Origin of the sequence: Streptomyces sp. PH10-H1, assembly GCF_030063355.1 — a bacterium.
Lineage (GTDB): Bacteria > Actinomycetota > Actinomycetes > Streptomycetales > Streptomycetaceae > Actinacidiphila.
The window spans coordinates 1-1,352 of sequence record NZ_JASISZ010000209.1 but is presented as its reverse complement, the minus strand read 5'-3'; the positions used below and the strand labels follow the sequence as shown (position 1 = coordinate 1,352).

Below are 1,352 nucleotides of genomic sequence, written 5' to 3'. Positions count from 1 at the left end.
GAGCACCAGCGCGCGGTCATCGGCCCAGTCGCCTCCTTCCCTACGGTGTGGCGCGCGCTCAAGGAGGCCGACGAGGCGGCGCTTCGAAGGATCGAGCGCGCCCGCGCGGCTGTGCGCCGCCACGTGTGGCAGGTCCTGGCCGACCGGCCCGAGGGCTTCCCCGAGGTCATGGTCGACGGCGTGGAGCTGACCGGGTGGACGGTCATCGACACCGACGGATCCCTGGTGACCGCGCCCTCCGAGAAGGACGGGGCCCACGGCACTTACAAGGGCTCCTACGGGCACCACGTGTTCCTGGCGATGTGCGACAACACCGGCGAAGAACTCGCCCAGGTGCTGCATCCGGGCAACGTTGCCGCCAACGACACCCACGTCAACATCGACCTCCTGGAGCGGGCGGTGGCCCAACTGCCCTGGTGGCGCAAGCAGAAGGTCCTGATCCGGGTCGACGGGGCCGGGTTCTCCCAGGACCTGGTGCAGTGGATCGCCTCGGCCGGCGGGCGCCGCAGCCCGACCTTCCGATGGGAGTACTCGGTGGGCTGGGCCTTCACCGCCCGAGAGCAGGCCGCCGTCGAGCAGGCCGACCGCCTGGGTCTGTGGGAACAGGCCACCGACGCCCAGGGCGAGGCGCGCGAGGACGCCTTCGTCGCGGACCTGACCGGCCTGCTCGGCGACCTCACGGCCTGGCCGAAACACCACAAGGTGATCGCCCGCAAGGAACCCCTGCACCCGCGCTACGTCAAGGACGCCTCGCCCTACGAGATCAGCAAGGAGATGCGGTACCAGACGTTCGCGACCAACACCCGCCGCGGCCATGCCCAGTTCCTGGACGCCCGGCACCGCAAGCACGCCCGCGTCGAACCCAAGATCCGCGACCAGAAGGCCACCGGGATGCGGCTGCTGCCCTCGCGCGAGATGCCCGTCAACGCCGCCTGGCTGACCGCCACCGCAATCGCCTGCGACCTACGCGCCTGGCTCCAGTTGCTCGCCCTCGACGGCGACCTGGCCAAAGCCACCCCCAAAACCCTGCGCTACCGCATCCTGCACGTCCCGGCCCGCCTCGTCCGCGGCCAACGGCGCCGACGCCTGCGACTACCCGCCTCCTGGCCCTGGGCCGACGCCATCGTCCACGCCTTCCAGCGGATCCAGGCCCTGCCCAGACCCACCTGACCCGCACGCACCACCCCGACGAGTACCGAGAGGAGGACAAACAGCACACCCCGGGACCGTGGAACCCAGCGTCCCCGGCACGACAGCCGACGCGCAGCCCTACCCGACACCACCCACGGGGACCGGCGAAAGCGACATCACGGGCACAGACTCAGCCGACCAACGCGGTGAAACAACGAGGC

Annotated in this window: 1 protein-coding gene; it reads left to right on the top strand. The window is 70.7% G+C overall.

Annotated elements, in window-relative coordinates; all coding sequences use genetic code 11:
- On the top strand, positions 1–1,170 hold a 1,170-nt coding region (locus tag QMK24_RS41240), incomplete at its 5' end, for an IS1380 family transposase (protein ID WP_283472049.1).
- Between the last annotated feature and the right edge of the window lie 182 nt (positions 1,171–1,352).